Origin of the sequence: Streptomyces sp. CB01580 (assembly GCF_001905795.1) — a bacterium.
In the GTDB taxonomy this organism is placed as follows: Bacteria; Actinomycetota; Actinomycetes; order Streptomycetales; family Streptomycetaceae; genus Streptomyces.
Map to the genome: position 1 here is coordinate 199,320 of NZ_LIXJ01000006.1, position 26,642 is coordinate 225,961.

Annotated in this window: 20 protein-coding genes, 1 pseudogene and 1 riboswitch; of the genes and pseudogenes, 6 read left to right on the forward strand and 15 right to left on the reverse strand. The window is 72.3% G+C overall.

Annotation, left to right across the window (positions count from 1 at the left end):
- Position 1: 1 nt before the first annotated feature.
- The 4 genes from AMK22_RS12450 to AMK22_RS12465 form a co-directional block, all read right to left on the reverse strand.
- Complete coding sequence (locus AMK22_RS12450; RefSeq protein WP_079186107.1) at positions 2–943, reverse strand: sterol desaturase family protein; 942 nt, start codon at positions 941–943, stop codon at positions 2–4.
- 1,059 nt (positions 944–2,002) lie between these two features.
- Positions 2,003–2,863 carry a Gfo/Idh/MocA family protein gene (locus tag AMK22_RS12455; protein WP_073784310.1) on the reverse strand — a complete coding sequence of 287 codons (861 nt, stop codon included), beginning with the start codon at positions 2,861–2,863 and terminating at the stop codon, positions 2,003–2,005.
- 132 nt (positions 2,864–2,995) lie between these two features.
- Positions 2,996–3,763 carry an SMI1/KNR4 family protein gene (locus tag AMK22_RS12460; protein ID WP_073784312.1) on the reverse strand — a complete coding sequence of 256 codons (768 nt, stop codon included), beginning with the start codon at positions 3,761–3,763 and terminating at the stop codon, positions 2,996–2,998.
- 164 nt (positions 3,764–3,927) lie between these two features.
- Positions 3,928–5,253 (reverse strand): HEAT repeat domain-containing protein, encoded by a 1,326-nt coding sequence (locus tag AMK22_RS12465; RefSeq protein ID WP_073784314.1) that lies wholly within the window; start codon positions 5,251–5,253, stop codon positions 3,928–3,930.
- 345 nt (positions 5,254–5,598) lie between these two features.
- Here AMK22_RS12465 and AMK22_RS12470 point away from each other — a divergent pair, with 345 nt between their 5' ends.
- A complete protein-coding gene (locus AMK22_RS12470) occupies positions 5,599–6,189 on the forward strand; it encodes a lytic polysaccharide monooxygenase auxiliary activity family 9 protein (protein ID WP_073784316.1) in 591 nt (196 codons plus the stop codon).
- 123 nt (positions 6,190–6,312) lie between these two features.
- On the opposite strand, the gene AMK22_RS12475 is transcribed toward AMK22_RS12470, so the two are convergent.
- Both AMK22_RS12475 and AMK22_RS12480 read right to left on the reverse strand, forming a co-directional pair.
- Positions 6,313–7,212, reverse strand: a complete 900-nt coding sequence (locus tag AMK22_RS12475; protein ID WP_073784318.1) for a DMT family transporter — start codon at positions 7,210–7,212, stop codon at positions 6,313–6,315.
- A gap of 254 nt (positions 7,213–7,466) precedes the next feature.
- On the reverse strand, positions 7,467–8,864 hold the full coding sequence (locus AMK22_RS12480) for an APC family permease (protein ID WP_073784320.1): 1,398 nt from the start codon (positions 8,862–8,864) through the stop codon (positions 7,467–7,469).
- 534 nt (positions 8,865–9,398) lie between these two features.
- Here AMK22_RS12480 and AMK22_RS12485 point away from each other — a divergent pair.
- On the forward strand, positions 9,399–9,716 hold the full coding sequence (locus tag AMK22_RS12485; RefSeq protein ID WP_073784322.1) for a hypothetical protein: 318 nt from the start codon (positions 9,399–9,401) through the stop codon (positions 9,714–9,716).
- A 151-nt stretch (positions 9,717–9,867) separates the two neighbouring features.
- Here AMK22_RS12485 and AMK22_RS12490 read toward each other — a convergent pair whose 3' ends face one another.
- Both AMK22_RS12490 and AMK22_RS40025 read right to left on the reverse strand, forming a co-directional pair.
- A complete protein-coding gene (locus AMK22_RS12490; protein WP_073784324.1) occupies positions 9,868–10,617 on the reverse strand; it encodes a transglycosylase SLT domain-containing protein in 750 nt (249 codons plus the stop codon).
- A gap of 2 nt (positions 10,618–10,619) precedes the next feature.
- A riboswitch (cyclic di-AMP (ydaO/yuaA leader) is annotated at positions 10,620–10,799 on the reverse strand.
- Between the two features lie 331 nt (positions 10,800–11,130).
- Positions 11,131–11,346: a hypothetical protein gene (locus tag AMK22_RS40025; protein WP_199883200.1), complete on the reverse strand. Its 216-nt coding sequence runs from the start codon at positions 11,344–11,346 to the stop codon at positions 11,131–11,133.
- 349 nt (positions 11,347–11,695) lie between these two features.
- On the opposite strand from AMK22_RS40025, the gene AMK22_RS12500 reads away from it, so the two are divergent.
- Entirely contained in the window at positions 11,696–12,541 is an 846-nt protein-coding gene (locus AMK22_RS12500) for an MIP/aquaporin family protein (RefSeq protein WP_073784328.1), read from the forward strand.
- Positions 12,542–12,562: 21 nt separating this feature from the next.
- Positions 12,563–12,799 (forward strand): annotated as a pseudogene (locus tag AMK22_RS37455) (hypothetical protein); the annotation flags it as partial.
- An 84-nt stretch (positions 12,800–12,883) separates the two neighbouring features.
- Here the strand turns inward: AMK22_RS37455 and AMK22_RS12505 are convergent.
- The 7 genes from AMK22_RS12505 to AMK22_RS12535 form a co-directional block, all read right to left on the reverse strand.
- Entirely contained in the window at positions 12,884–15,157 is a 2,274-nt protein-coding gene (locus tag AMK22_RS12505) for a M20/M25/M40 family metallo-hydrolase (RefSeq protein WP_073784330.1), read from the reverse strand.
- Positions 15,154–16,908, reverse strand: a complete 1,755-nt coding sequence (locus tag AMK22_RS12510; protein ID WP_073784332.1) for a non-ribosomal peptide synthetase — start codon at positions 16,906–16,908, stop codon at positions 15,154–15,156. Before AMK22_RS12510 ends, AMK22_RS12505 begins: the two co-directional genes overlap by 4 nt.
- Positions 16,905–20,204: an amino acid adenylation domain-containing protein gene (locus AMK22_RS12515; protein WP_242433957.1), complete on the reverse strand. Its 3,300-nt coding sequence runs from the start codon at positions 20,202–20,204 to the stop codon at positions 16,905–16,907. The genes AMK22_RS12510 and AMK22_RS12515 overlap by 4 nt, the downstream gene beginning before the upstream one ends.
- Positions 20,205–20,209: 5 nt before the next feature.
- The gene (locus AMK22_RS12520) at positions 20,210–21,025 is read right to left on the reverse strand and encodes a class I SAM-dependent methyltransferase (protein ID WP_073784336.1); all 816 of its coding nucleotides are present in this window, start codon (positions 21,023–21,025) and stop codon (positions 20,210–20,212) included.
- 11 nt (positions 21,026–21,036) lie between these two features.
- Positions 21,037–22,110, reverse strand: coding sequence for an ornithine cyclodeaminase family protein (locus AMK22_RS12525; RefSeq protein WP_073784338.1), 1,074 nt, complete (start codon positions 22,108–22,110; stop codon positions 21,037–21,039).
- 61 nt (positions 22,111–22,171) lie between these two features.
- Positions 22,172–23,401, reverse strand: a complete 1,230-nt coding sequence (locus tag AMK22_RS12530; RefSeq protein ID WP_073784340.1) for an MFS transporter — start codon at positions 23,399–23,401, stop codon at positions 22,172–22,174.
- A 2-nt stretch (positions 23,402–23,403) separates the two neighbouring features.
- Positions 23,404–24,438 (reverse strand): pyridoxal-phosphate dependent enzyme, encoded by a 1,035-nt coding sequence (locus AMK22_RS12535; protein WP_073784342.1) that lies wholly within the window; start codon positions 24,436–24,438, stop codon positions 23,404–23,406.
- 670 nt (positions 24,439–25,108) lie between these two features.
- Between AMK22_RS12535 and AMK22_RS12540 the strand changes: the two genes are divergently transcribed.
- On the forward strand, positions 25,109–25,447 hold the full coding sequence (locus tag AMK22_RS12540; protein WP_079186122.1) for a DUF779 domain-containing protein: 339 nt from the start codon (positions 25,109–25,111) through the stop codon (positions 25,445–25,447).
- 173 nt (positions 25,448–25,620) lie between these two features.
- Positions 25,621–26,631, forward strand: coding sequence for an alpha/beta fold hydrolase (locus tag AMK22_RS12545; RefSeq protein ID WP_073784485.1), 1,011 nt, complete (start codon positions 25,621–25,623; stop codon positions 26,629–26,631).
- The last annotated feature ends 11 nt before the right edge of the window (positions 26,632–26,642 follow it).

Below are 26,642 nucleotides of genomic sequence, written 5' to 3' on the forward strand. Positions count from 1 at the left end.
GTCAGACGGGACCGGGCCCGGCTCTCTTCGTGCGGCGCCAGGGGTGGAGAAGGGTGGAGGTGATCTCACCTGTCGGCGGGAACGACGCGGGGTCGACGAGTCCGACCGCGACCGGTTCCCTGCCGGGCCGCCAGGTGTAACTGTCGAAGAGGTGGTCCCAGATCGACAGGTCCGACCCGTAGTGGCCCGCCTCGGACAGGTCGGTGCTGTGGTGCAGACGGTGCTGTTCGGGGCTGGCGAGCACATGGTTGAGCCGGCCGATGCGCACGTCGATGTTGGCGTGGACGAAATATCCCTGGGCTGCCACGAAAAGTCCCACGACGAGCACGGATTCGCGCGAGAACCCGACCAGCGCCAGAGCCAGCTGGACGAAACCCTGGGCGAGCGCGATGTCCATGACGTGATTGACGCCGTTGTTGGCGACGTTGACCTTGTCCGGCACGTGGTGCACGCCGTGGAATCGCCACAATATCGGGTTGGTGTGACCGAGCCGGTGCACGATATAACTCGCCAGCGAGCCCGTCAGAAGTGCGGCGGGGATTTCTTCCCAGAGGTCGAGCACGGGCTCTTCGGGCGTCAGCACGGATACGGTCGCGGTGACCATGTACTGGGCCATTCCGCTGGCCGCCATCGTGAGCAGGAAATAGACGCCGTACCAGCGCCATTCACCGGGGCTCGGATGCCAGGAACGCTGATAGGGAATCAACCTTTCGAGGGCGGTGAGGTAGGCGACGGTGCCGAGCAGGAAGATCGTGCTCACGCTGCCCGGTTCCCAGTCGAACCGCAGTGCCGCCGTCGCCACCGATATCGCGGCGAGCAGCAGGACCGGGTACGCCGACACCCTGAGCAGGCCACGCGCCCGGGAAGCGGGGGAACCCTTCCCCTCCGCCGGGCCGGCGCCCGGTTCCGGACCACCACCCGGCACGGGTTCGCAATTTTCCATCCGGCAGCACCTTCATGAATTACGGCACAGAAAATGCGCAGACCACGAATAGCGGACTGACGACTTTCCTGCGGGCACGCGATACCGGCGAACGGAAGCCGGTATTCACGCATGAGCCATTGACGTACGGGGACCGATACGGACCGCTTCACGACCCCCCGCACCGCCGGGCGGGGTCACCGAGCGAACCCGCTCCTTTTCTTTTCCCCTCCCGACGCCGCCAACCGTCGGATTCCAGCCGCGTATCGGCGGGGTGCGCGGACACCGGACACCCCGTCAGCTGTCTGCTTTTCAATGAACCAGACGGACCAGCCGGGCGGAATGGGAAAATTCACCCCACCCCAAGTGGACTGCTAATCATATTGATTACTTATTGGCTTTCATATTTTCCAATGCCTCATGCGCATCGCTCTCCATGGCAGATCGGCGACAGATGTCCCGGAACAGGCCGCGCCGGAACGGAAAATCCGTGCGCCCACCGGGCTCTCGTCCGTGCAAACCGGGGCGAACGCGCGGTTCGTCGCCGGAATCCACCACGCGACAGGCGGTGTCGGCACCTTCCGGGCCACACCTCGACCGCCGGCGCGAGCAGGGCGACGCACCGGGCACCAAAGCGTTCCGGGATGGCTCATTAGCGTCGGATCCTGAGCGTGACTCAGACCCGGTTCGCGTCGCCGGGGGACGCCCCCGGCGGCGTACGGGCGTTCTGTGGCGTCGACCCGTTCCGATGCCCCTGCCGTCGGCCGGAGACGGTGAACCCGCTCGCCCCCTCGCCGGGCCTTCGGGCGTCACCCCGAAACGGGCACCGCATTCTTCCGGGCGGAGAGAGCCGATCCCCGTCACAGGACCATGAGGGCGGCGGGCGGAGGCTGCACGACGGACTCGCCGCACGTCTGCCGCGAGAGTTCGTGGACGTGACCGACGAGGAGGAGCCCGTACGCATCGCGGCGTTGCCGACGCACGGCGAGGCGGACGGCAGCCCGTTCGCCCGACCGCGCGCGACAGCCGCGGCGGGGTGGCCGGGGCATGGTGGGAGATGACGCCCCGACGTGCGTCACCTCACCGGGGCGCGTCCCGCCGCGTGCGCAGGACGGTGGCCACGGATTCCAGGACCTGGACGGGGCGCAGCAGGTCCGCGTAGGCGATCGGGGGCCTGCCCGTGCGGACCATTCCGAGAAACGCCTCGAGGCCCGGCACGCAGTAGTGCGCGTCGAGGGCGAGGGTCTGCTCGGCCATGGTGTCCTGAGTGAATGTCATTCCGTGGAAGGGGATCTGGTGGGTGCCGGTGGGCTTGACGAGATTCACGACGACACGGGTGACGCCCGCCGTGAACGTGGCGGTGACGGTGGTGTCGGTGGTGTCCGTACGCACGTCGGAGATCTCTCCGGGGGCGAGCCTGAGCGCGAGATCCACCGGGTGGATTCCGTAGAAGAAGATCCCTCCGTGTTCGCCTTCGGGGTCGGCGGGGCCGGAGACGACGACCAGGTGCGGCCGGCCGCCGCGCGTGGACCGGGCCACCAATGCCTCGGCGTCGGGTATCCAGCGGAGGGCCGAGGACGAGGTGAGCGGCGCGTCGTGGGCCAGCGCGGTGTCGATCATGGCCTGGGCGTCCTCGACGGTGCAGGCCAGCGGCTTGTCGACGAAGACCGGCAGCCCCTCGGCGAGGAAGGGGATCGCGTGGTCGCGGTGGTGCGCGCCGTTGCGGTCCGCGACGACGACGGCGTCCACCAGGCCGAGCAGGTCGGAGGGGGTGTCGACGATCCTCGTCGTCCCGCCGGTGGCCGCGAGTGCCTCGTTGCGTGGGCTGCGTCCGCCGCTCAGGGCCACGACACGGGCGTCGCCACCCGCGCGGCGGACGTTGAGGTGGTCGACGATGTGGTCGACGTGGCTGTTCTCGGTTCCGACGATCCCAATGCGCATCGGGAGAGGCTACCTCCACGGTGTCGAGCCGACCGGCCGGGCTCCCCGGTGGCCACCGGGCGGTGATGTGCCGACCGCGCGAGCGCCGGTCGCGGGGGCCGGTCGCCGCGCGTCGTCGCATCGGCCGTCCCGTCAGGCCGACGGGCCACCCGCGCGCAGCCAGCCGAGCAGGTCGTCCGTCATCAGGTCGCCGTTCGTCTCGATGTGCTCGTCGATCGCCCCGAGATCCAGGCGGAACACACGGGTGCGGTCCCGGCCGTGACGGCGCATGAACAGTCCATGGCCCCCGCTGTCGTCGCCGATCAGCACCCAGTGGGGCGCATACTGGCCGACCTCGAAGGTCTCGTTGCGTTCCGTGAGGCTGTGCGGTCCGTAGATCTGGACGCCGTTGTCGAGCAGGACTCCCGGCGTCGACCGCCACAGGCGGGCGACCGCGGGATTGGGGCCGTCCCGCAGTCCTCGCGCGAGCGCTTCCTGGACGGTGAGGAAGCCGGCGAAGGACTCCGCGACGGGGTACTCCTCGCCGTCCGTTCCGTCACGGCACACCACCGGGCATTCCCCGTCCCCCGCCTCGCCGTTCCGGTCGAGGGCGAAGCAGTAGCTGTCGCCGCAGTCGGGCTCGACGGCGAAGCACAGCCGGGCGCCGTCCAGACGCCAGTCGGCGGTGATGGACTCGTACACGTCGTCGGCGCAGTCGCCCGGTGGCACGGACGCGATCTCCGCGCGCCCGGCGCGGCCGTGGCCGAACCGCGCCAGCCACCACCGGTACGACGGCGGCAGCGGGCCGACGCGCGCCTCGGCCCGCCGGATCAGCGCCTCCGGCGCGGCGACGGCCCGCCCGCGGGCGGATTCCGGCGCCCCGTCGATCATGTCCCGAAGTTGAGTCAGATCAGGTCTCACGACGCGGAGTCTGCCAGGCCCCGCCGGGCCCGTGCGACGGGTGGCGGGACCGCGCGGGAGAGGACCGGACGAAACGGTCGGCGCGGGGCGGCGCACCGCCCCGCCGGTCGTCGGGCAACGCACGCGTCGCGTGCTTCATGTGTACGTCGCCGTGCCCCGCGGGGCTACGGGGTGCCGGCCATGTACGCGGCCATCGCTTCCACGTCGCCCGGCAGACCGTAACTGCGCACGAGCATCATGAAGTTGCCGAAGCGTCTGCCACCCAGCAGCCAGGTCCCGGGCGACTCCGCGAGCACGCGGACCAGACGTCGCCGACGGTCGTCGAGGGCGGCGAACGGGGTCTCCTCGGGCAGGGCGCGTTCGGGAAACGCCAGTCGCAGTGCGGCCTGGGCCACGGGCAGCGCCTCGGTGCCGGACACCTCCGGCAGCGAGGCCAGCAGCGCGGTGAACGTGTCCTCCGTGTACGCGTCGTCGAGCAGACACAGTGACAGCGCCGCGTGTCCCCGTACGTCGCCGTCGAAGAAAGGGATCTCGTCGCCCCGTTCCGCGAGCCCCGCAAGCCGGGACCGCAGCTCCTCGGCCGCCCGGTGTCCCGCCCCCGGCCCGTTCAGCCGGACCAGAGCCGTGGCGGCGCCCCAGCGCACCAGCTCCCTGGGGTCGTCGAGCACGGCCTCCAGCAGGGGCATCACGCTCCCCGTCCCGGGCGTGGCCAGCAGTCCGACGGCGACCAGGGCGGTGGCGGCGACGACCGGGTCCGGGTCGTCGGCCAGGGGTATCAGGGCGGGAAGGACGGCGGGGGCCTCCTCCGGGAACCAGGCCAGGGTGTGGGCGGCCGCCGCGCGGATCGCGGGGTCCTCGGCGCCGAGCAGGTCACGGACGAGAGGCAGCCCGGCGCGCACGGCGTCGTAGGTGGCGAGCTCGAAGAAGGCGTGCACGCGGCACTGTTCGGGCTCGGTGAGCTCGTCCAGGTACGCGTAGAGGGGCGGGAGCTCGTCCTCTTCCTCGTCGTCCTCCTCCTCGTCTTCCTCCTCCTCGTCTTCCTCCTCCTCGTCGTCCTCCTCTTCGTCGGCCGCGTCACCGGCTTCGGGGCGGGTGTCCGGCCGGTCCTGTTCCGCGGACACGCGCGCCGCGGTGCCCGCCAGGAGCTCCGGCCCGCCCTCGGCGGCCTCCCGGTGGGCGGCGATCTCGTATCCGGTGGGGAGATGCGCCTCGTCGTAGCCGATCGCCAGGCCGGTCAGCAGCCCGAGGAGAGCCGGCCGCGTCGGCGTCGAGGCATCGGCGAGCAGCTCCAGCAGGAACGGCACCGCGGCGGCACTGGCCTCGTAACGGGTGCCCTGGTGGAAGACGTTCGCGTACAGCTCGCCCAGGGCCTTCTCCCGGACGGTGCGGTCGGGGGAGCGCAGGGCGCGGATCTGATCGGGGACGTCGGTGGCGCGTCCGTAGGCATGGGCCAGGTTCGCCCAATCCGGGGCGTCGAGAGTCTCAAGCACGTCGTCAGCGTCGCACAGGGGTGTGACAACGCAGCGCCCGTCGCCGTCCCGCCCCTGGTCCCCGCTCCGTAGTGGGCACGTCCGCTTCCTCCGAGTGCGGACGAGGCCGGATCGCCGGGATCCGTCGGTGTCTCATCCACCGTGCCCTCGCCCGGCGTTCGGGTGCGGCCCGCCGCTTCACCACCACGGGACATCTGGTATGGACATGACCAATCTCTCCGACTACTCTCGAACTTGGTCTAGACCTAGTGCCTCTCGTGGTCATGTTCCGGTCGCGGCCTCGGCGGAGGAGACCTGTCCTCCCCACCCGTCTCGCAGCGCCCCCCACCTCCTCAGGAGCGAAGCATGCGCAGAAGGATCACCTCGTTACTGCTCGGGCTCGGTGTCGCCGGAGCCTCTCTCGTCGCCACCACCGGCACCGCCCAGGGCCACGGATACACCGACGCCCCCATCAGCCGTCAGCAGCTCTGCGGCAACGGCACCGTGCGCAACTGCGGCCAGATCCAGTGGGAGCCGCCGAGCGTCGAGGGACCGAAGGGCTTTCCCGCCCGGGGTCCGGTCGACGGCACGATCTGCGCCGGCGGCATCGGCCGCTTCTCCGAACTCGACGACCCTCGCGGCGGCAACTGGCCGGCGACCGAGGTCACCGGCGGGCAGGAGTACACCTTCCGCTGGCGGATCACGGCCCGACACGCCACGACCGACTTCCGTTACTACATCACCAAGGACGGCTACGACCCCACCAAGCCCCTCACCCGGGCCGACCTGGACCCACAGCCCTTCCTGACCGTGCCCTTCGGCGGCCGTCTGCCGGGCTCCACGGTGAGCCACTCCGGAGTTCTGCCGCAGAAGTCGGGCAAGCACCTCATCCTCGGTGTCTGGACGATCGCCGACACCGGCAACGCCTTCTACGCCTGCTCGGACGTGAACTTCTGAGCCCGGCCGTGGCCGCACGCACGCACCGGCCCGCAGCTCGTCACGCGCGGGCCGGTGCGCCGGGCGCCGCTGCGGCCCCGGAGCGGTGTACGCGCCCGGCGGAGGCGGAGGCGGACCCGTACGTCAGGTGCCGGAAAGGCGGCCGGGCGGTCGTTCGGCCGCTGCCGGTCGTCCGGCCGGCCGGACGGTGACGAGGGCGATGCCCGCGCAGCACGCGGCGAGGAGCAGCAGTTCGGTGGCCGACGGCGCGGGCGCGGTGCGCAGCGCCCAGTCGCCGAGGCGCACCGTGAACGGCACGGCCAGCTGGATCGCGGCCGTGAGGACGGGCCCGCGCTGCAGGATGAGCCGGTGCTGCACGACGTAGGCGGGGGCGTAGACGGCCGCGCCCAGCAGCACGATGCCGACGGTCGCCGTGATCGTCGGCGGGCGACCGATCAGTGCGGGCAGGGACATCGGCAGCAGCAGACACGTGGCGGCGGCGAGCAGTACCGGAAGCACGGCGAGCGGCGGCAGTCCCGGCAGCCGTCGCCGGTACAGGAAGCCGTAGACCGCGAAGGCCGTGGTCGCGGCGCCCACCAGCAGCAGGCCCGGGCCGTCCAGGTCCCCCGCGTCCGCGCCGAGCGCCGCGTACCCGGCCGCCGCCGCGCACGCCAGGACCGCCCCGGCCGCACCGCGCGCCCCGGGCCGTTCGCCGAAGAACACCGCACCCACCGCCACCGAGGCGCAGGGCATCAACGCGACGACGAGGTTGGTGAGCGAGGTGCCGATGCGCGGGATGGCGAGCAGGGTGCCGGCCGCGTATCCGGCGAATCCGAGCAGGCCCAGCAGCCATACGATGCCCGGAGCCGCCGCGGCCCGGCGCAGGGCGTCCCTGCCTGCCGGACGGGACGCGGCGACGGCGGCGAGCGCCGCGCAGCACACCGCGGTGCGTCCCACGGCGACGATCAGCGGGTCGGTCCCGGCGACCAGGGCGCCGGAGAGCAGCCAGGTGCCGGCGAGCAGCAGCACGAGGACGACCGGCACTGCGCGACCTTTCGTGGACGGCTCATGGGCGGCGTGTTCAGGGACGGGCCGGGTACCGGGAGGCGCGGCCCGTGTCCGGCCGCCCATCATGGTGCGCGGCACCCGGGAACGTCCACCGCTTCCGGACACGAAGCGGCCGCCTCCGGGACATCCGTCCGGGGCGGCGGCCGATTCTCGTCGCGCGGAGGTGCGGGCCGTCCGCGCCCTAACGGCCCGGCCGCTCGGGGCGGTCCGGCCGTCAGGCGGTGGGCCGGTCAGACGTGGGTGTCCTCCGGGATGCTGACCAGCCAGCGGGTCTGCGCGCGGGGCCGCAGGTACAAGGCCCAGTAGAGGGTGGCGACCGCGGTGATCCCGCCGGTCCACAGCAGGTACTCGGTCTCCTGCTGGGTCAGGATGTACGCGAGCACGACGATGAGCAGCATCGGGATCGCCGGCCACAGCGGCATGCGCCAGGCCTGGACGTCGCGGTGCGCGCCACGGCGGCAGAGCAGGGCGGCCACGGCGACCAGCAGGTACATGCCCGTGACGGAGACGCCGGTGACGCCGTACAGCGTGTCCAGGTTGACGAAGCAGAGTGCCGCGCCGGGGACGCCGACGAGCAGGGTCGCCACCCACGGGGAACCGAACCGGCCGAGCCGGGACAGTGCGTTGTTGACTGGCTGGGGCCATGCCTTGTCCCGGGCGGAGGCGAACAGGACCCGTGAGTTCTGGATGACCATCACGATGCCCGCGTTGACGATGGCGAGGGCCACGCAGAGGCTGACGAACGTGCCGACGGCCGAGTTGGACCAGGCGGCGACCATCGTGTTGAGGTCGCCCGAGGTGAGCGCCGCGAGGTCCGGGGCGCCGAGCGTGATGGCGATGACGGGGACGAGGATGACCGCCGAGGAGATGGCGAGGGTGGCGAGCACGGTGCGGGCCACGTTGCGGCGGGGGTTCTCCAGTTCCTCGGAGAGGTAGACGGCGGTGGAGAAGCCCTGCGTGATGAAGAGTGCGATCGCGAGCCCCGAGACCACCATCATCGCGGTGACCGTGGAGGTCGTGCCGTCCGACGAAGCGACCTGACCGTGCACGAGGGCGGACGCCCCACGCTCGGAGTGCGCGAATCCGAGTACGGCGACGACGGCCGCGGCGATCACCTCGAGGACGAGGAAGATGCCGGTGATCCAGGCGTTGGCCCGCAGGTCCAGCAGACCGGCGAGGGTGGCGAGCAACATGACACCGGCGCCCGCGACGGGGGCCGGGATGTGCACGACGGGGGCGAGGTAGTCGGCCGTGCCCATGGCGATGACGGGAGGCACGATCATCACGACCAGCAGGGACAGCACGAAGACGAGCCAGCCGGCCAGCCGCCCCGCCATGGTCGATACCATCGCGTACTCGCCTCCCGCGCTCGGGATCAGGGTGCCCAGCTCCGAGTAGCAGAAGGCGACCGCGATGCAGAGCAGCGAGCCGATGGCGATGGTGAGGGCGGTGTACGTGCCGAGGCTGGAGAACAGGTCCGGTACGACCACGAAGAGGGTCGAGGCGGGCGTCACGCAGGACAGCGTCAGCAGTGTCCCGCCGACGACGCCGATGGAGCGCTTGAGCTTCTGCGGGGTGGGGCCGGTAGCCGGCGCGAGCGCCTGGGGAGCGCTGAGCGTTTCGGTCATCGTGCGTTTCCGATCAACAGGTGCGGTGTTTGAGCACGGGAGCGGTATCGCCTCCAGACGAGGACGTGATGAGTGGTTTCGTCGCTCCCAGCGCGACATGCAATCCCGACGAGTTCCGTAGGTCAAGAGCTGTTTCGCTACGGAATCCGTTGTTTCAGAGCGAGGATCCGACGGTTTGGCGTTAGAAGTGCGTCAATTCGCGGGCGATTGACGGGTGCGGGAACCGCAGTCGGCCCGGAGGGAAAGTTTCGCCCGTTCCGCATTCCGGAACGGACTCCGGGGCACCTGAGGGCCGTCCCGTAATCCCTGGCGGATCGGCGCGCGGCGTCGGATGCGGGGCATCGCAAGGCGGAGGGACGTTCGCATACTGGACGTGTTCGGGTGTTTCGACAACGCGGCGAGGTGCCGTAGCTGTCGTCGCGCGCCCGCCGGGGATTACGGGACAGCCTTTACGACCTCACGACCTCGCCCACGATTGTCAGCGGCGCGCTCCGGCGGGTCGCGGATCCGCGGACCTGGTGTCAGCCTGGGTACATGGCTTGGGCGTCATGGACCACTCGTGGTGTGTTCTCGGGGCGTGGAGGCGTGCTCACGGACGAGGTCGGTGTCCTGACAGGGGACCTGACCGTTCACACGACCTGGGCGGACGACACGGCTCAGGTGACCGTGCAGTACACGGGTGCGATCGACTGGTTCACCATGTCGGGCAGCCCCGTACCCTGCTGCTCCGAGGAGGACAGCAGGCGTCTTCACGACGCGGCGGTGCACTCCGTCCGGGAGGGCGCGGCGGCGACGGTCCCCAGACCGCCGCTGCAGCGACCGCAACGGCCGACGGGCACCGCCCTGGAGTGACCACGGGCGAGGTGCGCCCCGCCGGCGGGCGGGGCGGGGAAGCGACGGGGCCCCGGTACGACGCGACGGGATGCGCCCCCGGGGAGCCGTGCGGCTTCCCGGGGGCGCATCCCGTCGCTTCCGAACCGGCACGGAGCCGGGCCGGTGTGGGTCAGTAGGCGCCGAAGACGTTGTCGATGGAGCCGTACTTGTCGGCGGCGTAGTTGCACGCTGCCGTGATGTTGGCGACCGGGTCGTAGCTGTCGAACAGCGTGCCGGGCACGTGGTAGGCGCGGAACGTCGGGTCGATGACCTGGAGCAGACCCTTGGACGGCGTTCCGGCGACGGCGTTCGAGTCCCAGTTGTTGATGGCCCGGGGGTTGCCGGAGGACTCACGCATGACGTTGCGGTGGATGCCGTCGTAGCTGCCGGGGATGCCGTGCCGGGCCATGATGGCCAGCGATTCCCTGATCCAGCCGTCCAGGTTGTCCGTGTAGGAGACCGGGGCGGCGGTGACGGTCGCGGACGAGGCGCCGGAGGCACCGGTGGCGGCCTCGGCACCGACGGCCAGCTTCATTCCCGGGCGGATGAGGGAGGGATTGCTCCCGATGATCTCCCGGTTGCTCTCGTACAGCTTCTGCCAGCCGCCCTCGACGGAATAGCTCTGCGCGATCTTGGAAAGGGTGTCCCCGGAGATCACGGAATGCGTGAAGGTCGCGGCCTTCTGCGGAGAAACGCTTCCGGTGGTGACGGCGGCCGACACCGCGGCCTTTTCGGTGGTGGCGGCCTGGGCCGGGGCGGCCGAGGCGAAACCCGCTCCGATCAGCGGAAGCACCAGGGCGACTCCGCCCGTGGCCGCGGCGATGAGGCCACGGGTCCGGGAAGTGGACGAGCGGCGACGGTACGTACCCGTTGCGGTCATGGTGAATTCCTCTCCGTCGCCTGCGAGGTGAGCTGTCGGGTTCAGACTGGAGATGTCTGGCCGCACGGAATGCGACTTCACCCCGAGCCGTTCCGGATACCGGACCGGCGGCTTACCTGGTTCCCCCGCTCCTGCCATGGACAAGTGGGTCGGTTTCTCGGACGGCGGCAGGATTCGGCGTTCCGTCCGGATTGACGGTGACCGTAGGCGAGAAAAGCGGAGCGGAACAAGCCCGAATTTTTTGATCACAATTGATTCGCATGATCAATTCATGGAATTCGCAGTAATCCACCTCACAGATCGAACTCGACTCTCCTTGCGCTGCAAGGGGAGCAGAATCGCGGACCGACCCTCCGGCGGGTCTTTACGTGACTCACACCACGAAGCGACAAAAGGGGCGTTCCACCCGCTCCTCAAACAGTGCGAAAATTACCGAAAGCGGCCTTACCGGCCAAATTTGCAATTCACTTTAAATAGAGGCAAATGGGACATTTCGTTCGTCCTGTCGCATGCTCAACGGAACCGGTCGCACGGGTCCTCGGCGCGGCGCACCTGAACACCCCCGTAAGCCGGGCGGGCGTCGTCGCGGGTGACCAGCACGGCGGTGCGGCCGTCCTCCTCCCGCCGACGACGGGTCCGGCCGCTGCCCGGCCGGTGTGCCCGTCGATCAGCCGGCACCTGCCCGATCGCCGCCGCCCCGAGAGCGACGACCACCGTCAAGAGGTCCACGCACGGCGTCCGGCCCCCAGGGCCCTTCAGCCCTTCCCGCCCGGGCTCCCGGCCGCCCGCGGCGTACGTCGGCGCGTGGAGCGGACCCCGCGCCCAGGCCTGGGCGCCGAGCAGGTGCGGGGGCCGCGGACGTGGCGACCACCGTGCAGGCCCTCGCCACCGTGGAACACCCGCGTCCCGGGCTGCGCGCCACCCCGGCACCGGGAGCCGTCCGGACCGGCGGGGGCGGGCCGAGGACCGCCCTCACACCACCGCCGCAGCACCGCGTGCGGAAGCGGACCCGCGCACCTACGCTCAGATCTGGATCAATGCCGCCAACGGCCGTGACCCGACAGGAGGCGAGATCCCCATGGAACGGCGCGGGTTGTCGGGACTCGGCGGGGAACTCGCGGCGGAATTCGCCGGAACGCTGATTCTCATTCTCTTCGGCTGCGGGGTGGTGGCCCAGGTCGCGGCCGGCGGCGCGCTCACCGACCCACCGGGCGGACTCGGGAACCACGACAGCATCGCCTGGGCCTGGGGGCTCGGAGTCACCCTGGGCATCTATGTGGCGGGCCGACTGAGCGGTGCTCACCTCAATCCGGCCGTGACACTCTCGCTCGCGGCGTTCAAGGATTTCCCCTGGAGGAAGGTCGCACCCTATTCCCTCGCACAACTGGCGGGCGCCTTCGTCGCCGCACTGGTGGTGCGCTGGAATTACACCGAGGCACTGGCGAAAGCGGATCCCGGACACACCATCAAAACGCAAGGGGTCTTCTCGACCCTGCCCGCCAACGGCAATACCGCACTCCCCGTCACCGAATGGGGAGCACTGCGGGACCAGATCATCGGAACCGCCATTCTTGTCCTGCTGATCTTCGCGGTCACGGATCTGCTCAATACACCACCGGGCGCCAACCTGAGTCCGTTCATCGTGGGGCTCGTCGTGGTGGCCATCGGCATGGCATTCGGCACCAATGCCGGATACGCGATCAATCCCGCCCGTGACCTCGGGCCCAGACTGGCGAGCTTTCTGACGGGTTATGGGGAGGCGTGGCGGGACCAGTACGGGAACCTCTACTTCTGGGTGCCGATCGTGGGCCCGCTCGTGGGCGGCCCGGTCGGCGCCTTTCTCTACACATACCTCGTCGGCCGGTTCATCCCCGCCGCGGAACCGGAGCCGGAGGGCAGCATCCCGACGCCGCCGGAGAGATGACGGCGGATCCGGCACCGGTCGGCGTTCTCGGGCCTCTTCGCCCCGTACTGGCGCTCTGACGCGCGGGGCGCGGTCGTCGGGCTCGCCCGCTACCACACAAGGCCCACCGGTTTCTGGCAGGACGAGGGCGAGTTGCGGGAGCACTGGCAGGAGTCGAGGCGCTGGGAACCGCAGTGGGACGACGAACGGCGCTCCGAGCGGTACGAGGACTGGAAACGGGCGGTCGAACGCTCCCTCGACTGGGTCCGGGTGCCCTGACCCGGCCCTCCCGTCGGACAGCCGGTGCGGAGTACCGGACGTACGGACGTGGCCGGGGACACGCCCGTACCATGCGCTCGGGCGTCAGGTACCGGTGCGCAGTCCGGCGAGCAGGTGGTAGACGGTGTCGGTGCCCCGCCGCAGGGCCTCGACGCCGATGTGCTCGTCGGTTCCGTGCATGCGTTTGAGCATGTCCCGGTCCACCGTGAACGGGTACATGCCGTAGACGGGGATGTTCTGCTCCCGGAACGGGACGGCGCTGGTGACCGCCTCGAACTGGCAGGCGGTGGCCCTCGCTCCGGGGTGCGTGCGGCGCACGGCCGCCTGCCAGGCGCGGAAGACGTCCGTGTCGTGCGTGGAATCGGGCGTGGCGAGGTAGCCGCGCAGCCGGTCCAGTGCCTGCTGCTCGCTCTCGCCGGGGTTCCCGACGACGGTCAGTGTCGCCCGGTTGCCGATCAGGGAGCGCAGTTCGGCGACGATACGGCCGGGGTCGTCGGCGCCGGGCAGGAAGGCGGCGCGGAACTCCGCGGTCGCCGTGCCGGGCACGATGCTCGGGTAGTAGCCGGACCGGGCCGCGGTGAAGGCGAGGGTGGTCCGCAGCATCGCGTTGTGCAGTTCCGGTGTCCCGCTGAGCCGGATCACCGCCTCACCGGCCCGGTCCCGCTCCTGTTCGCCGCGGGCGGCGAGCATCTGCCGGACGGCCTCGGCGAGCCGACGGTCCGTGGTGGCCCCGGCGAGTTCGGCGAAGTAGCGCAGGGACAGCGCGTTGGGGCGGATGTGGGCCCGCCAGTCCCCCAGTTGTTCCAGCACCTCCCCCAGCCGGATCACGGCCTGCCCGGTGAACGGCTTGGACGTGTGGGTGGCGTACGAGGAGGTCTCCAGCCGCAGCAGCAGGGACCGTTTGTCGTTGCAGGTGAGGGAGGCGATCATGGGGGTGGTGCCGTCGCGCTGGTCGAGGACCCAGCCGCCCTCGGTGATGACCGCGCCCGCCTCGACCCTGTCGGGGTGCTCGGCGAGGAACCAGCGCACCCCGTAGGGTCCTTGTTCCTCGTCGCAGTCGGACCAGAACACGATGTCGCGGTCGAAGGTCGCGCCCTCGCGGACGTGCCGCAACAGAGCGGCGACGAAGGCGGCGTTGACGCCCTTCATGTCGAGCGCGCCGCGGCCGTACAGCTTGCCGTCCTTGATCGCGCCGGCGAACGGGTCCGTGGTCCAGGCGTCGCCGATGGCGGGCACGACGTCGGAGTGGCCGAGCAGGACCAGTGGCTTCTCCCGGGCCGTCCCGCTGCCCGGTACGCGTGCGAAGAAGTGGACGTTGCCCTCCTTGGGGGTGGGCACGATCTCGGTGGCGACCCCGGCGGCCCGGAAGATGTCCTGGAGCATCCGGGCGTACGGCTCGGTGAGCGCTCCGTCGCCGGGGTTGCTGGTGTCCTGGCGGATCATGGCGACGGCGAGCTCCACGGGGTCGGTGGGGTCGCCGTCGGAGGCCGCCGCGCCCGCGGTGCGCGCGGCGGCCGAGGCGCGCGGCGCGGCGGCGGTGGCCGCGCCCAGGCCCAGCAGCGTGCCCGCGACGGCCGTCGCACCGGCTCCGAGGACGGACCGGCGGGACGGGCGGGTGCCGGCAGGGCCGTCCAGGCAGGCGGAGATCACCGCGTCCGGGTTCTCCTGGTGGGCGTAGTGCCCGCCCTCGACGGACCGGAAGGTGCACGTACCCCGGGTCCAATCGGCCCAGCGGCGCACCGTCACCTCGGGCACGTGCGGGTCGTCGGTGGCCCACACGGCGCGCAGTTCGACGTCGGGCACGGGGGTCCGGCCGCCGTCGTAGCGTCCGCACAGCCGCAGGTCGGCGATGACGGGAGGCAGCAGCACCTCCTCGAACTCGGGGTCGGCCAGGAGTTCGGGATCGGTCAGCCCGGTCCCGGCGACGAAGGCGCGCGCGTCCTCGACGGTGACCTCGTCGCCGTCGCCGTGGAAGTCGCCGGGGCACTGTCCGGCCACCGCGCACAGCCGTGCGACCGGCACCCCGGCGTCGAGCAGGCGGCCGCACGTCTCGTACGCCAGCAGCGCGCCGAGGCTGACGCCGATCAGCACCAGGCGCCGCCCGCCGCGCGCCGCGCGCACCTCGGCCGCCACGGCGTCCGCGTAGACGGCCATGTCGACGACCGGTTCCTCGTCGATGCGGGTGCCCCGTCCCGGCGGTGTGACCAGCGCGAGCGCGGTGTCCGCGGGGAGCCGGCCGCGCCAGCCCGCGAAGGTCGAGCCGTGGGCGCCGGTGGGGGCGAAGCAGACCACGAGCGTGCCGGTCGTGCCCCCACCCTCCGGTTCGTTCTCCGGTGTGCCGAGCCAGGGGGTGCTCATGCCTGGTCCTCCTGCGGGGTCTCGCGGCACAGCGCGGCGATGGCGGTGACGGTGGGCGCGCCGAGGATGCGGCGCAGGGGTACGCGACGGCCGGCCGTCGCCACGAGCCGGTTGGCGAGCCGTACGGCGAGCAGGGAGTGGCCGCCCGCGTCGAAGAAGTTCTGGTCGGCCGAGGCGGGCGGTGCGCCGAGCAGTTCCTCCCAGAGGGCGGCGACGGCGGCCTCGGTGGCGTCGGACGGGGTGAAGCCGGTCGTCCGTTCCCGCCCGATGCCGTTCACGAGGGCGCGCAGGGCGGTGCGGTCGAGCTTGCCGCTGGTGCTCACGGGCAGCGTCGGGACCTGCTGGAGGCGGGCGGGCAGCATGTAGTCGGGCAGCCGGTCGCGCAGGTATCCCCGCAGGGCGGCGGGGGCGATCTCCTCGTCGGCCGTGCAGCAGGCGACGACGCGTGCCTCGCCGTCCTCGGTCTCGGCGTAGGCCCCGGCGTCGGTGACGCCCGGTGCCTTGCGGAGGGTGGCCTCGATCTCCTCCAGTTCGACGCGGTAGCCGCGGATCTTGATCTGGTTGTCGGTGCGGCCGGTGATCTCCAGCGCGCCGTCCGGGAGCAGCCGGCCCCGGTCGCCGGTCCGGTAGTGGCGCACGCCGTCGTCGTCCGTGAGGAAGCGGTCCTCGCCGTCGCCGCCGAGATAGCCGAGGGCGAGCGGCGGTCCGCAGACCCATACCTCGCCGGTCGTGCCGGGCGGCAGGCGTCGGCCGAGCCGGTCGCGGACGGAGAGCGAGGCCCCCGCCACGGGGGTGCCGACGGGGACCCGTTCGGCGTCCGCGGTAAGCGCCGCGGTGTCGTACGCGGCGACGTTGGAGGCGGTCTCCGTCATGCCGTACAGGTTCAGCAGGGTGGCGTCCGGCCAGACCTCGCGCAGCCGCAGGACGGTGTCGACGGGCAGGGTGTCGGCGCCGCTGGTGACCAGGACGGGCTGGTGGCGGTCGGGCTGTTTCGCGCTCTCCTCCAGCAGGCCCGCGATCAGATGCGGGGTCAGGAAGAGGTGGGTGATCCGCTCCCGGTGGACGGTGGCCGCGAACAGGACCGGGTCGAGGAGTTCGTCGGTGCCGAGCACGACGGACGGGACGCCCCGGAGCAGTCCGCCCAGGATTTCCCAGGGCGAGGCCACGAGGGCGAGGGACTTCTGGACGGCCAGCACCGCGTTCCCGGGGAACGGGTGGTCCTGCCACATCCACTCCAGCCGGCCGCGCACCGAACGCCTGCTGACGCGCACGCCCTTGGGGTTCCCGGTGGTGCCGGAGGTGTAGACGATGTGGAAGAGGGCGTCGTCGTCGGGCTCCTCCTCGGGCGCCTGGTGCAGCGGGCCGTCGTTGAGGGGGGCGAGCGTGACGCGCGGGGCGTCCAGGGTGGGGAACTGGTCGAGTCCGGGTTCGGCCAGCACGCAGTGCGGTCCGGTCTCCTCCACCATGCGGCGCTGGCGTCGCACGGGGATCGCGGGGTCCAGTCCGAGGTAGGCGGCGCCGGTCTTGAGCACGGCGAGGACTCCGGCGACGGCTGCGGGGCCGCGCTGCGCGGCGAGGGCCACCAGGCTGCCGGGGCCGGTGCCCCGGGCGGCGAGCCGGGCGGCCAGTCTGCCGCTCCAGTCGTCGAGTTCGCGGTAGGTGAGGGTGGTGCCGCCGTGACGCAGGGCTACGGCCCGGGGGCGGGCCGCCACCTGCTCGGCGAAGCGTTCCAGCAGGGTCGGCGAGGTCATCGGTGGTCGCCTCCGGGCAGCAGGTCGAGGGAGCGGATGGTGGTGTGCCGCGCGCGCCCGGGATCGGTCAGGGCGCGCAGCGCGATCAGGGTGGACTCCAGTACGTTGCGGGCGGCCGGGGCGTCGAGCAGGTCCCGCTGGTGGGCGTACTGGAGCAGCAGCCGCTCGGGGCCGTGCGGCTGGACGTAGAGCGCGCAGTCGTACTTGGTGAATCCCGTGTCCAGTTCGACGAAGCGGAAGCCGACGCCCGCGGCGGTGGTGGCGCGGGCCGGGTACGGCAGCATGTTCAGCATCGTCTGGAAGACCGGTGTCGCCGCGGAGCTGCGGGAGGCCGCGGGCAGCCGTCGCAGGGTCCAGGAGAACGGGTACTCGGCTGCGGCGTACGCGTCGTAGACCGTCTCCGCGACCCGGGCGGTGAAGTCGGCGAGGGTGGCGGACGGGTCGACGGGCAGCCGCAGCGGCAGCATGGCGAGGGTGAACGCCGGGACCTCGGCGGCCTCCGGCCGTTCCCGGCCCGCCATCGGCGCGCCGACGATCACCTCGTCGGCGTCGGAGTAGTAGCTCAGGGCCAGCGCGTATGCGGCGAGCAGCGGCACGAAGGCGGTGGCGGAGGCGGACAGCGCGGTGTCGCGCAGCCGCCGCGTCAGGTCCTCGTCGAGCACCGCCTCGGTGATGCCGCCCCGGTAGGTGGGTGCGGCGGGGCGTGGCTTCTGCGCGATCTGGAGTGCGGGGAGTTCGCCCGCGAGCCGGCGCTGCCAGTACTCCCCCGCCTCGGCGACCTCCTCGGAGGCCAGCCGGGCCTCCAGGTGGTCGAGGTAGTGGTCGTAGCGGGTGGCGCGTTCCGGGTCGGGGGCGGCGGGGCGTCGTTCGTAGAGTTCGGCGAGGCGTTGGAACAGTACGGTGGCGCCCCAGCCGTCGAGGAGCAGTTCGTGCATGGTGACGAGCAGCCGGTGCCGTCCGCCGGGCAGCCGGAACAGTTCGGCGCGCAGGGCCGGTTCGGTCAGGAGGTCGAAGGGGCCGGCCGCCTCCCGCGACGCCGTCGCCCGGAACCCCTCCTCGGTGGTCTCGCGCACCCGGCCGGGCAGGGGCACGTCCCAGTGCGGGTAGTGCTGCACCACTTCCTGTGTGCCGGGCTCGTCGGTCTCCGCGAACCGGGCGAGGAGCTGGGGGTTCTCGGCAAGCAGTTGCCGCCAGGCCGCGGCCAGCCGGGGCACGTCCAGGGGGCCGTCCAGTTCCAGCGAGCCCTGGTAGCTGTAGTAGGGGCTGAGGGGATCGAGCCGCCAGTGGAAGTAGACCCCGGCCTGCTGCGGGGTGAGCGCGCGGGTGCGGGGGGCGTGCGGGTCCGCCGTCCGTGCGCGGGGGTCCTCCACCGGCTCGCCGCTCTTGCCGGGCCCGGCGAGAGCGGCGAGCGCGGCGGGGCTGCCGTCGCGCAGCACGTCTCGCAGGGCCGCCGCGGCTCCCGTCCGGCGCAGTGCCGCGACCAGACGCATGGCCTGGAGCGAGTCGCCGCCCAGCGCCAGGAACGAGTCGTCGCGCCCGACCCGCCCGGTGCCGAGGACTTCCGCGACGAGGGCCGCGATCGCGGTCTCCGTCGCGTCGCGCGGCGGGGTGTAGGGGCGGTCGTCGGGGCGGCTGCGGCGCGGGGGTGCCGGGAGCGCCTTGTAGTCGGTCTTGCCGTTGCGGGTGAGCGGGATGCGGGGCAGGGCGACGAAGGTGTGCGGCACCATCGGTGCGGGGAGCCGTTCGGCCAGGTGGGCGCGGAGTGCCGCTTCGGGTGCCTCGTCCCCGGTGGTGGTGACGTAGGCGACGAGACGGGGCGTTCGGCCGGCCGCCGGGGTGTGGGCGCTCTCGCGGGCCACCAGCGCGCCGTCGTCGTCCGGGGTGTGGACGGTGACGGCGCAGGCGGCGACCGAGGGGTGGCCGCCGAGCACGGCCTCGATCTCCGCGAGTTCCATGCGTACGCCGCCGAGCTTGACCTGGCGGTCGACCCGGCCCAGGTACTCCAGTTGGCCGTCGGGCAGCACGCGCACGGCGTCCCCGGTGCGGTAGAGGCGTCCGTCGCCGTCGCCGAAGGGGTCGGTGAAGAACGCGCGGGCGGTGCGCTCCGGGTCACCGAGGTACCCCCGGCCGACGACGGGGCCGCCGACGAAGAGTTCTCCCGTCTCGCCGTGCGCGCAGGCGTGCCACAGCCCGTCCTCGGGGCGCAGCACGTACAGGGCGGCGTTCCCGACGGGCGAGCCGATCGGCAGGTGGCGGGTGTCCGCGGCGGGCCTGCCGAGCACGGCGTGGGTGACGTCGTCGGAGCACTCGGTGGGGCCGTAGGCGTTGAGGAGCCGGATGCCGGGCATGGTGTCGTGCCAGCGCGCGGCGAGGGCGGGCGGCAGTTCCTCGCCGGTGGCAATCATCCAGCGCAGTGCCCCGGGCCGGATTCCCTCGGCGTCGTGGGCGTCGAGCAGGAAGCGGATCAGGGTGGGCACGGTCTCCAGGACGGTGGTTCCGCTCCGCCGCACGTGTGCCAGCAGCAGGGCGCCGTCCTGGGCCCGCTCGTCGTCGAGGACCTGGACCCGGCCGCCGACGAGGAACGGGGTGAGCATCTGCCAGACGGAGATGTCGAAGGCCAGCGGCGCGGTCTGGGCGAGCCGGTCGTCGGCGGTGAGGGCGAGGTCGTCGGCCTTGGCCCAGAGGTGGTTGAGCATGCCCCGGTGCTCGACGACGGCGGCCTTGGGGCGACCGGTCGAGCCGGAGGTGTAGAGGATGTAGCGCACCTCGTCGGGGGCGAGCGGGGCGGTCCGGGTGTACGGGGCGTCCGCCAGGCGGGGTGTCGTGGTGGGGACGCCCGCGGCGCGTGCCCCCTTGACCAGTTCGCCGTGGTCCTCGGGTCCGCCGGTGGTGAGCAGGAGGACGGCGCCGCTGTCGATGAGGAGGGACTCGACGCGGCCGGCGGGCCAGCTCGCGTCGAGGGGCAGGTAGACGGCTCCCAGCAGTTCCAGCGCCAGGAGGGCGGTGACGACGTCGCCGCCGCGCCGGCCGCCGACCGCGACGATCCGGCCCGCCGAGACCCCGGTGGCGGCCAGGTGCCCGGCCATGCGGCGGGCGCGGTCCGCGAGTGCGGCGTAGCCGAGGGCGGTGTCGCCGTCCTCGACGGCCGTGCGGTCCGGGTGCGCCCGCGCGTGCCGCTCGACGTACGCGTGGACTGGCTCGCCGAGTTCGTAGGGTTCGCTCCGGGTGAGCGCGGCGGCGACGGCGGCGTCCCTGGCCCCTTCGGCCAACGGGAGCACCGGGTAGTGCCCGGGCATGCCGGTCACCTGGCCCCCTTCTTCTCGGCGACGACGAGCAGGTATTCGACGGGCACGCCCGTGCCGCGTGCGTCGGTGGTGTGGAAGCCCTCGGTCATCTCGGCCATCTCCGCCCGCAGTTCCTTCCAGCGCGAGGGCGGCGAGATGGTGTTCCTGGCCGCGATGCAGGGGCCGAAGCAGTTCTCGAAGAAGGCGACCAGGTCCTCGGCGGTGGCGAACGGGTAGAAGAGTTCCCGGCGTTCGGCGGTGACGGTGAACTCGGGGCCGAGCAGTTCGGCAAGGTAGTCCGGGGAGCCCCACAGCATGGGCTGTCCCTGGTGCCCGTTGGGCGAGGGGAAGTAGGCGGAGAGGATCTCCTGGAAGTGGGCGGTCCAGCTGCGTGCCGTCCAGTTGCACATGCCGATCCGGCCGCCGGGCCGCAGCACCCGGGCCATCTCGCCCGACGAGGCGGCGTGGTCGGGCGCGAACTGGATCCCGTAGGTGGAGGTGACCAGGTCGAACGAGGCATCGGGGAAGGGGAGTTCCTGGGCGTCGCCGCGATGCAGCTCCACCTCGGCACCGGCCTGCGCGAACCGTTCGCGGGCGTCGGGGAAGAACTCGTCGGTGAGGTCGAGGCCGGTGACGATGCAGCCGCGCAGGGCGGTCAGCAGGGCGACGTTCCCGTTGCCGGTGGCGACGTCGAGGTGGCGGGTGCCCGGTGCGGGGGCGAGCCGGTCCACGAGTTCGTCGGCCCCGGGCCGCAGCAGGTCGGCGACGTGCCGGTACTCGCCGTACGACCACATGGTGCGGTTGATCTCCTGGACGTTCCGGTCGATCGTCATGCGGATCCCCTTCAGAGCGTGAGCCGGGCACCCACGCCGACGGCTTCGGCACGGGCGAGGACGCTGTCGGCGACGGCCACGTCGAGGATCGACATGCCGAACGGATTGCTGATCACGGTCTCCTCCGGGTCGCGGCGGCCCGGGTGACGGCCGGTCAGCACGTCGCCGAGGGTGCCGTCGACTCGGCGGGCGCCGGAGCGCGCGGTGACGCCCTCGCGCGGGGTGCCGTCGGGGCCGAGCAGGGTGCCGGCCCGGTGCATGCGCCCCAGCAGCCGGCGCGGGTCGTCGCGGACCAGGCTCCAGTCGTCGACGATCACGGTGCCGGCGGCGAGCACGGCCGCCTCGGTGAGGTCGTCGAGCGACACGTGGCACACCAGGGCGCCCGGCCTCAGCCAGTCGGGCTCGATGTAGCCCTCGGTCACCGTGGTGACGGGCACGACGAGTTCGGCGTCCCGCACGGCCTCGCGCGGATCCTCGGCGAGCACGGTCTCGATGCCCGCGGCCCCGGGGAGCGAGTCGATGTACGCGGCGACGGCCTTCGCACGCTCGGGCGCCAGGTCGTACAGGGCGATCCGCCGCAGGGTGGGCACGGTCTCCAGCAGCAGCGCCACGTGTGCCTGGGCGAGTGCCCCGCAGCCGATCAGCGCCAGTGAGCGCGGCTCCGGCACCGCCAGATGGCGGACGGCGAGGGCGGTGACCGCCGCGGTGCGCATCGCGCTGATGTACGCGGCCTCCATGAGTGCGCGGGGGCGGGCGGTCTCCGGGTCCAGGAGCAGTGTGAAGCCCTGGGAGCGCGGTATGCCGCGGCCGGGGTTCCCGATCGAGGCGTTGATGGTCTTCATGCCGATGACCGGCGGCCGGCCGTCCTGGACGAGCGCGCCGGGCATGGCCAGCAGCCGGGCCTGGTCGCCGTCCGGGGTGGTCCAGCCGAGGTACGCCTCCTCGGGCAGGACCGACTGTCCGGCGGAGTGCAGGGTGAGCGCCTCGGCCACCGCCGTCACGATGTCGACGCCGCGGGCGGCCTCGATGACGTCCGCACGGGTCAGATAGCGGAAACAGCTGTCGGGATAGTGCTCGAAGTCCATGGTGGGCGGGGCTCCTTGGCGTGAGGTCCGATACTGACGAGGAAAGGCGTGCGGGGGTGGTTCAGCCGGCGGTGGCGCGCGGTCCGCGCAGCACCGCGAAGGGGACGAGCGCGCCGAGCAGCAGCACGCAGGCGAGCGCGATCCAGCCGGCCGTGCCGAGGGCGAGGACGACGCCGGTCATGAGCACCGGACCGGCGACGCGGTTGGCGACGGTGCGGCTGGTGTTGAACAGCACCAGGTAGGCACTGCGCGCCCCCTGCGGTGCCAGCTCGAAGGACAGCGTCCACGAGGCACCGACCTGGAGCAGTTCGGCGAAGGTCAGAAGGACGACCGCGCCGCCGAGCACCAGCAGGGCCGGTGTGCGGCCGAAGCCGGGCGCGGCGGCGAAGGCCAGGGCGCCGAGGGCGAGCAGCAGGGCCGCGGCCGCGTACGAGTACCACGCCCGGCGGGTGGTGCCGTAGCAGCGGTTGAGCGGGTACTGGAGGGCGATGCACAGCACGGTGTTGACGGCGTACAGGATGCCGACATAGCGCTCCGGTACGTCGGTCTCGGTGACGAGCCACAGCGGGAACGCCACGTTGAGGACCGGCATCCACAGCGACACCAGCGCGTTGTAGGCGGTGAACCCGAGCAGCGCGCGGTCCTTGAGGAGCGGGGCGACCCGGGCGCTGCCGGCGGTGGCCGCGGCCTCCTCCGCCCGTGCGGTGGCGTACACCCCGGCGACCACGACGTAGGCGACGGCGCCGCCGATGAGCAACGGCCGGAAGGCGCCCGGCGCGCCGGAGCCGAGCGCGGCCCCGGCGATCAGTCCGCCCAGGCTGATGCCGAGGTTGACGACGGTGCGCTGCACGGCCATCACCTTGGCGCGCAGGCTCTCGGGGGCCCGGGCGCCGACGTACGACTGCACGAGCGGGGGCGAGGACTGCTCGGTGACGGCGACGAGGGCGACCACGACGAGGAAGCTCCACCAGCCGTCCACCCACAGATATCCGATCGTGGCCAGGGCGCGCAGCAGCATCACCCCGATCAGCACCGGTTTCGGTCCCCATCGCCCGGCCAGCCGCGCGATGGGGACGGCGGCGGCGACGGCGACGGCGCCGCCGATCGTCAGCCCGGCGCCGACGGAGGAGGTGCTGAGATGGGCGACCTTGACGAAGTAGATGGTCGAGACCGCGAGGAACAGTCCCGTACCGGTCCACTCGATCAGCGTGGCGCCCTGGACCAGCGGCAGGAACTGCCGGTAGCCGGTGTCCTGCGCCTGCCGGGCGGGAGTGGTGGTGCTCGTGCCCATGGTCAGTGCTCCTGGTGCTTCCTGTCGAAGAAGAGGCCCTCGCGGCGCAGCCGTTCCATGGCCGCGGCGATCTCCTTCACGATGCCCCGCTCGCCCGCCCAGTCGTCGGAGTAGAGGGTGTCGCGGTACTTCACGCCGCCGTCGGCGGCCAGGCAGACCGCGATCCGGTCGTCGGCGTGACCGTCGTCCTGGTCGCTGAGCAGCGCGCGCACGGCGCAACCGCTGGAGCCACCGAGCACGAGTCCCGTGTCCTCGGCGAGGATCCGGCAGACGGCGATCGCCTCGATGTCGTCGACGCGTACGGCGCGGTCGTAGCTGTCCGGCCCCTTCAGCAGTGCGGAGGGCCGGCTGGCTCCTATGCCGGGGATCAGGCGGCGCCCGGTGCTGCCCGAGACGGCCGTGGAGCCGGTGACGTCCACGGCGACGACGGCGACGTCCGGGCGGCGTTGCCGCAGGTGGGCGCCGATACCGGCGAGGGTGCCGCCGGTGGAGACCGGTACGTAGACCGCGCCGAGGAGGGGGCCGGCCTGCTCGGTGATCTCGGGGCCGGTGGTGCGGCGGTGCATGTCGGGCGCGGCGGGGTTCTCGTACTGGTTGGGCCAGCGGTACGCGGGGTGGCGCGCGCACAGTTCACGGACCGTGCGCAGCCGGGTCAGCAGGTATCCGCCCTGGCCGTCCGGTTCGTCGACGACGATGGTGCGTGCGCCGCGCTCGGTGAGCGTGCGGAGGGTGGTGTGCGGGGTCTTCAGGTCGACCACGGCCAGGAACACGCAGTCGATGGCCGGCAGCAGCCGGGCCAGGGCGAGGCCGAGGTTGCCGGAGGTGGATTCCACCACCACCGTGCCCGGGGTGAGCGGCCGTTCGTCGTGCAGCGCCCGCAGGAGGGCCACGGCGCTGCGGTCCTTCACCGATCCGGTGGGGCCGTGTTCCTCCAGCTTCAGTCCCAGACGCCGAACCCGGCCCCGGTGGGCGACGTCCAGGAGGAGTAAGGGAGTGCGATGGATGGCCCGCGCGAGGACAGGTTGGACAGGTGTCACTGCTTCCCCCCGTGCGATGGGTCGTCGGCCCTTCCGGTGGTCCGGCCGGGATGCCTTCGCTGTGCGACCTCAGACACTAAGCGGGCCCGCCCCGCTGTCACCATGCCGCTCCGCGCGGGCCCCACCGCTGTTGGCGAGAACCGCGCTTGACGTACCGTCGGCGCCCCGCTTCCGGCCGGTCCGGTCCCCGCGCCGACGGCCGCCCCAGGGCGGTCCGGTGGGGTCGGGGCGCGGCGGGCAACTCGAAATGGCCGGTTCGGTTCTGCCGCACGCCGCGCGCCACGCCGTGTGCGGCACCGGCCGCGGCGTCGCGCGCGGCGTGCGGCACCGGCCCGCGCGGGTGGCCCGTACGTTCGCGCGGACGGTCTTCCCGGGCCGGGGCCGGGACCGTCGCACGGGCCTCGGCCCCGGCCCGCCCCTGAAGTACGGTGACACCGGGGTCGGCCCGGGACCGTGCCGCGTGGGCGGGGACGGGCCGGGAGACCCACGGCCGTCGCGCCCGCGCCCCGTTTCCCGCGCAGAGGTGGAGGGACACGCACATGGACCGACACGACATGGACCGGATCAGTACGAGCCGGTGGCAGACGACGAGAAGTCGGCCGCCGTCCCGGCGCGCACCGGCGTTTCCCGGTCCCGGGACGCCGCGGTGAGCGCGGCCGGGGCGGCGGCCGTGGAGCTCACCCCCGCGGCGGCCGAGTTGCTGCGACTGCTGCGCGCGGCCCACGGCCCGTTGATGTTCCATCAGTCGGGCGGCTGCTGCGACGGCAGCGCGCCCATGTGCTATCGGGACGGCGAGTTCCGTACGGGTGGCTCCGATGTGCTGCTGGCCTCCCTCCGCGTCGACGGGGTGCCGGAGAGCATCCCGTTCTGGATCTCGCGGAGTCAGTTCGAGGTGTGGGCGCACACCCGGCTGATCGTCGACGTGGTGGAGGGACGGGGCAGCGGATTCTCGCTGGAGGCTCCGGAGGGGGTGCGCTTCCTGATCCGTTCCCGGCTCGTCGGTCCGTGAGCGCGCGGCGCGCCGGGAGACGGCACCCCGTGCCGGCGTTTGCCACAACGGCAAGGATCCTTGTGGCCGCGGCGGGCACGGCCGAATGATCGTGGCATCGGCGGCACCGGCGCGCTCGGGTGCCCAGCGCCCACGGCCGGACCGCCGCCGCCCACGTCTGCGAGGAGAGAACCGTGCCGTCCACCGACCTGCCCATCCCCGCTCCGTCGGCCGCCGTCCACCGGCTGGTGGAGGTGCCCGGCGGCCGCATCCATCTGGTCGAACAGGGCAGTGGCCCCCTGGTTCTGCTGGTGCACGGCTTTCCCGAGTCGTGGTATTCGTGGCGCCATCAGCTTCCGGCACTCGCCGCGGCGGGTTTCCGCGCGGTCGCGATCGATGTCCGCGGGTACGGCCGTTCGTCCGGCCCCGGGGAGGCGGAGGCGTACCGGATGCCCGCCCACGTCTCCGACAACGTCGGGGTGGTACGGGCGCTCGGAGAGCGGACCGCGACGATCGTGGGCCACGACTGGGGGGCGGGCATCGCGTCCGGCAGCGCGCTGCTGAGGCCCGACGTGTTCACCTCCGTGGGGCTGCTCGGCGTCCCGTACGCCCCGAGGAGCGGCCCCCGGCCGACCGAGGTGTTCGCCCGCATCGGCGGCGCCGACGAGTTCTACGTCGGCTACTTCCAGGCACCGGGACGGGCCGAGGCGGAGATCGAGCCCGATGTGCGCGGATGGCTGGCCGGGTTCTACGCCGCGCTCTCCGCCGACACGATGCCGCCATCCGGGGCGGACAGTCCCTTCCTCGTGCCGCCGGGGGCGCGGATGCGTGACCGGTTCCCCGCCGGGGTGCTCCCCTCCTGGCTGAGCGAGGCCGATCTGGACTTCTACGCGGCGGAGTTCGAGCGGACCGGGCTGACGGGTGCGCTGAACCGGTACCGCAACGTCGACCGGGACTGGGAGGACCTCGCCGGCCTGGACGGGGCGCCGCTCACCCCGCCGTCCCTCTTCATCGGCGGTGAACTCGACCCGTCGACCGGTTGGTCGGCCGAGGCGATCGCCGCCTTCCCCACCACGCTCCCCGGCCTGGTCTCCTCCCACATCCTGCCGGGCTGCGGACACTGGCTCCAGCAGGAACGTGCCGCGGAGGTTAACCGCCTGCTCGTCGCCTGGCTGCGTTCCCCGCAGGTGCGCGCCGCAGGGTGAGCGCACGGCGC